Annotated in this window: 6 protein-coding genes; 3 read left to right on the top strand and 3 right to left on the bottom strand. The window is 71.0% G+C overall.

All coding sequences use genetic code 11. The features are described from left to right. Both VE172_RS16235 and VE172_RS16230 read right to left on the bottom strand, forming a co-directional pair. A partial coding sequence (locus VE172_RS16235; protein ID WP_324802975.1) for an FGGY family carbohydrate kinase occupies positions 1–337 on the bottom strand: 337 nt, incomplete at its 3' end. 25 nt (positions 338–362) lie between these two features. Further along, complete coding sequence (locus tag VE172_RS16230; RefSeq protein WP_324802974.1) at positions 363–1532, bottom strand: FAD-dependent oxidoreductase; 1170 nt, start codon at positions 1530–1532, stop codon at positions 363–365. A 90-nt stretch (positions 1533–1622) separates the two neighbouring features. On the opposite strand from VE172_RS16230, the gene VE172_RS16225 reads away from it, so the two are divergent. After that, positions 1623–2201 (top strand): TetR/AcrR family transcriptional regulator, encoded by a 579-nt coding sequence (locus VE172_RS16225; RefSeq protein ID WP_324802973.1) that lies wholly within the window; start codon positions 1623–1625, stop codon positions 2199–2201. A gap of 30 nt (positions 2202–2231) precedes the next feature. Here VE172_RS16225 and VE172_RS16220 read toward each other — a convergent pair whose 3' ends face one another. Beyond that, complete coding sequence (locus VE172_RS16220) at positions 2232–2687, bottom strand: carboxymuconolactone decarboxylase family protein (protein WP_324802972.1); 456 nt, start codon at positions 2685–2687, stop codon at positions 2232–2234. Positions 2688–2756: 69 nt separating this feature from the next. Here VE172_RS16220 and VE172_RS16215 point away from each other — a divergent pair, with 69 nt between their 5' ends. Both VE172_RS16215 and VE172_RS16210 read left to right on the top strand, forming a co-directional pair. Continuing rightward, positions 2757–3617, top strand: a complete 861-nt coding sequence (locus VE172_RS16215) for a sigma-70 family RNA polymerase sigma factor (protein WP_324802971.1) — start codon at positions 2757–2759, stop codon at positions 3615–3617. 492 nt (positions 3618–4109) lie between these two features. Beyond that, a partial coding sequence (locus tag VE172_RS16210; RefSeq protein WP_324802970.1) for a FecCD family ABC transporter permease occupies positions 4110–4894 on the top strand: 785 nt, incomplete at its 3' end.

The raw sequence follows: 4894 nt of genomic DNA, 5'->3' as shown, positions 1-4894 counted from the left end.
CCGCGGCCCAGGCGCCCGGCCCTCCGAGCTCGGCGATGAGCGCCTCGGCCGCGGCGGCCGAGCGGGTGTCGTTCCACAGCAGCGCGGGGCGCACGATCCGCCCCGCGTCGTCCACTGTGACCATGCCGTGTTGTTGGCCCGCGATGCCCACGGCGGCGGCGCGGTCGAGGATTCCCTCGCCCGCGCGCAGCAGCGCCTCCCACCAGGCCGCGGGCTCGCACTCGGTGCCGTCGGGGTGGGGGGCGCTGCCGCGGGCGAGCACCCGCCCGTCCGCCGCGTCACACAACACCACCTTTGTGGACTGTGTGGACGAATCCACCCCGGCGACCAGGCTCATGCCAGCAGATTAGTCCTGTCGGGCGCTATTTGCGTTGCGGGTCGGTGCCCAGCTCCGACAGGTTCATCGCCATCTTGTGGTGCACCGCGGGGATGAAGTCCAGGGCCCGCAGGGCGGTGTTGCGCAGGCCGCGCAGCGAGGCGTGGCCCAGGGTGGCGACCCGGGTCATCTTGTCGGTGAAGGAGACCACGCCCTCGGCGATCGGGCGGCGCTCGGTCTCGTATTCGTCCAGTGTGGTCTCGGCGGCGCCCTCGCGGATCACCGACGCCAGTCGACTCGCCAGGTGCAGGGCGTCCTGCACGCCGGTGTTCATGCCCTGGCCGCCCGCCGGGCTGTGGACGTGGGCGGCGTCGCCGGCCAGGAAGACGCGGTCCTCGCGGTAGTGGTCGGCGAGCCGGTGGTGGACGCGGAATCGCGAGCTCCACACCACGTCGGCGATGGTGATCGGGTTGGTCCGGGGACCGCGGGAGTCCATCAGCGCCTGGCAGTCGGCGACGTCGGGGTGCTCCGGGGCCTCGTCCATGGTGGCCACGATGCGGTAGTGGTCGCCGGGCAGCGGCGCCAGCACGGTGACGCCCTCGGGCGAGAAGAACAGCCGCACCTGGTCGGGGCCCTCGGCCCAGTCGAGGTGGACGTCGGCCAGCAGGAAGGACTGGGCGTAGGTGTCGCCGGTGAAGCCGATGCCGGTCTGGTCGCGCACCACCGAGTGCATGCCGTCGGCGCCCACGGCGTAGCGGGCGCGGATCGTCTCGCCCGAGGCGAGGGTGGCGGTGACGCCCTCGGCGTCCTGCTCCAGGGTGGACAGTTCGAGGGGGCGGTGCACCTGGCCGCCGGCGTCCCTCAGGTGCTTGAGGAGGATCTCCTCGGTGACGTTTTGCGGGCACATCAGGGTGTAGGGGTACGGGGTGGGCAGGTCGTCGAAGCCGACGTGCAGCAGGACGCGGTCGCGCTCGCGGACGGTGAAGGTCTCCACCTTGATGCCGCGCGCGATCAGCTCGTCGGTGATGTCGAGTTCCCGCAACACTTCCAGCGTGCGGGCGTGCACCACGGCGGCGCGCGAGGTGTTGGCGGCCTCGGCCTGCTTGTCGATGACGACCACGTCGACGCCCTTGTCCACCAGGGACGCGGCGAGAGCCAGACCGGCGGGGCCGGCGCCGATCACCAGAACTTCTGCCGAAGAGGGGAGTGCGGACATGCGATTTCTCCTTTGTCAACGCTTGTTGGCAAACAACGTAGCACTCGCCAACGCTTGTTGGCAAATGTGCGTTGGCATACACTCGACGGCATGACCTTCACCGTTCGGTCCGCGCAGACCAGGGCCGCGATCCTCACGGCGGCACGGCAACGCTTCGCCGCCGACGGCTACGATCGCACCACGATCCGCGCCATCGCCGCCGACGCCCAGATCGATCCGTCAATGGTGATTCGCTACTTCGGCAGCAAGGCCGAGCTCTATGGCGCGGTGTCCGATGTGGACCTGGAGGTGCCCGATCTGTCGGGCGAGGCGGACGCGGGGACCCGGTACGCCCGCAACATGATCGACCGCTTCGAAAAGGGCGACAATCTCGCCGAGGCGATCCTGATGCGCGCCGCGCCCACCGACCCGTCCGCCGCCGCCCGCATGCAGGCGATCTTCGCGTCCCAGATCGTCCCGAGCCTGCGCGCCGCCTACCCCGACGACCCCGACATCGAGCAGCGCGCCGCCCTGGTGCTGAGCCAGACGGTGGGGATGGTCTACGTCCGTTACATTCTCAAGATCGAGCCACTGGCCTCAATGGACCGCGACGAGGTGGCCGACGCCCTGGCCCGGTCGATCCGGCGCCACCTCACCGCGCCGCTGCGCCCCGCCGGGCGCCGCGAGTGACGGCGCCCGGCGGGGTCGCGGGCCGCGGGTTCACCAGGTCTGGCCGGCCTGCTGCCTCGTGGTGGCGTTGAGGCGGTTGAACAGGTTGGTGGTCGCGATGTGCAGCACCAGCGCGGCCAGCTGCTCCTGGCTGAAGTGCTTGGCGGCGGCGTCCCACACCTCGTCGGACACCGCGTCGGGACGGTCGGCCATGCGGGTCATCGCCTCGGACAGCTCCAGGGCGGAACGCTCGGCGTCGGAGAAGAACGGCGACTCCCTCCACGCGGCCACCGAGTGCAGCCGATCGTCGGTCTCGCCCGACTTCTTCGCCGAGTGGACCCCGCCGTACACGCACACGCCGCAGCCGTTGATCTGGCTGGCGCGCAGGTGCACCAGCTCCATCACGTACTCGGGCATGTCGGCCTTGCCGATCGCCTTGTTCAGGTTCAGGATGGCCTTCATCGCGTCGGGAAGGACCTGTGCGGGGTTCGGCATCCGCTCGTTCATGATTGGCTCCATTCACAGTTTTTGTGGGCTTTCACTTCACTGACGGACGTCGACGGAGGAACCAGACAGGTGGACGAGAAAAAGTTCGCGGCCGATTTCGAGCAGCATCGCGAGCACCTGCGTGCCGTCGCCTACCGGATGCTCGGTTCGGCCGCCGAGGCCGAGGACGCGATCCAGGAGACCTGGATCAAGGCGTCGCGGGCGGACGTGGACGCGGTGGACAACCTGGGCGGCTGGCTCACCACGATCATCGGTCGGGTGTGCCTGGACGCGCTGCGTTCCCGCTCCTCCAAGCGGGAGGATTCGCTTGACGCCCAACCAATCGAGCGCGCCGCCCCCGACAATCCCGAGGCCGACGCGGTGCTCGCCGACTCGGTCGGCCAGGCCATGATCGTGGTGCTGGACGCGCTGAAGCCCGCCGAGCGGCTGGCCTTCGTCCTGCACGACATGTTCGCGGTCCCCTTCGACGAGATCGCCCCCATCGTGGAGCGCACCCCCGAGGCCACCCAGCGCATGGCCAGCCGCGCCCGCGCCCGCGTCAAGGGAACATCGCCGCTGCCCGCCGTCGACCTGTCCCGGCAGAAGAAGGTGGTCAACGCCTTCCTGTCGGCGGCGCGGGCGGGGCGGTTCGAGGACCTGTTGACCATTTTGGATCCCGACGTGGTGTTCCGCGCGGACGCGGTGGTGGCCACCTTCGGGGGCTCCCCCGAGGTGCGCGGCGCCGCGGCCGTGGCCGAGCTCTACAACGGACGCGCCCAGGCCGCGCGTTTCGTGCTGCTGGACGGCAACCCCGGCGTCGTGGTGGCGCCGTACGGTCGTGTCCTGGTGGTGCTCGAGTTGTCCATAGTGGGCGATCGAATCAGCGAGGTGCGAGCCGTCGCCGACCCGCGGCGCCTCGCGGAGCTGGAGCTGGCGCTCGGCGAGGACTGAGAACACCGCGCCCGCGTCGACGTGGCGGACGGACGCTCGTCGGCGGCTACGGCCTCGTGTTCGCTGAACGGTGGGACCCGCGAGGTGCATGCATTCGCCGAACCGCGACGCCTCGCGGAGCTGGAGCTCGTCGATGGCCATGGGCTTGCGTTCATTGAGCGGCGGGACTCGCCGGGTGAGAGCGGTCGCCGAACCGCGACGCCTGACGGAAATGAAGCCGACGTTCGGCGACGACTGACCACACCACGTCAACGTGGCGGACGGGCACTCGTCGACGGCCACGGCCCTGCGTTTATTGAACGGCGGGACTCGCCAGGTGCGGGCGGTCGCCAACCACAGCGCCTGACAGGGCTGGAGCTCGGCGACGGCCACGGATTTGCGTTCGCTCAACGGCGGGGCTCGCGAGGTGCGGACGAGAGCGTGTTCGGCGAGGTGAGAACGATCGGGCGACCCCCGCCAGTTAGTTAGGTTTGGCTAACCTAAGCTCTTGGCGTGCTCGATGCCGTCCCCTCCGCCGCCGCGCGCCGCCGTCCGTTGCGGCTTGGCGCGGTGCTGGCGGCGGGGCTGGTGGGCCTGGGGCTGTGCGTGGTGTTGAGCCTGGCCGTGGGCACCCGCCCCGTCGCGCCGGGCACCGTGGTGAGCGCGCTTTTCGGTGAGGCGCATGGGAAGGACGCCATCGCCGTGACGGGGATTCGGCTGCCCCGCACGCTCGTCGGGATCGCCGTCGGCGCAGCGCTGGGGGTGGCGGGGGCGCTGTGCCAGGGCCTGACCCGCAACCCGCTCGCCTCGCCCACCACCCTGGGCGTCAACGCGGGCGCCAGCCTCGCCGTGGTGGTGGCGATCTTCGGGTTCGGGTTGCGGCGCCCCGCCGAGTTCCTGCCGTTCGCGCTGTTGGGGGCCTGCGTCGCCGCCGCCGCGGTGTTCGGGCTGGCGCGGGGCGCGCGCGACCTCAACCCCGTTCGCCTGGCGCTGACGGGAACCGTACTGGCCGTGGTGTTGGGGTCGTGGACGTCGATGCTGATGCTGCTGAGCCAGCGCACCCTGGACGAGGCGCGATTCTGGCTCGTGGGTTCGCTGGCGGGTCGCGACCTCGGGATGCTCGGCTGGGTGGCGGTGCCGCTGGGCGTCGGGCTGGTGGCGGCGCTCGGCAGCGCGCCCGCGCTCAACGCCCTGTCCCTCGGGGACGCATCGGCCGCGAGTCTCGGAGTGCGGGTCGCGCGGGTGCGGGTGGTGGGCGGGGCCGCCGCGGTGCTGCTGGCGGGCTCGGCGGTGGCCGT

It is taken from the genome of Stackebrandtia sp. (assembly GCF_035643755.1).
In the GTDB taxonomy this organism is placed as follows: Bacteria; Actinomycetota; Actinomycetes; order Mycobacteriales; family Micromonosporaceae; genus Stackebrandtia.
The sequence above is the reverse complement of the archived record's forward strand: the minus strand, read 5'-3'. Positions and strand labels throughout refer to the sequence as shown.

What these genes read in the sequence shown, in the direction of transcription:
- VE172_RS16230 (WP_324802974.1), bottom strand. Translation starts at nt 1,532, where the DNA reads ATGTCCGCACTCCCCTCTTCGGCAGAAGTTCTGGTGATCGGCGCCGGC.
- VE172_RS16225 (WP_324802973.1), top strand. Translation starts at nt 1,623, where the DNA reads ATGACCTTCACCGTTCGGTCCGCGCAGACCAGGGCCGCGATCCTCACG.
- VE172_RS16220 (WP_324802972.1), bottom strand. Translation starts at nt 2,687, where the DNA reads ATGAACGAGCGGATGCCGAACCCCGCACAGGTCCTTCCCGACGCGATG.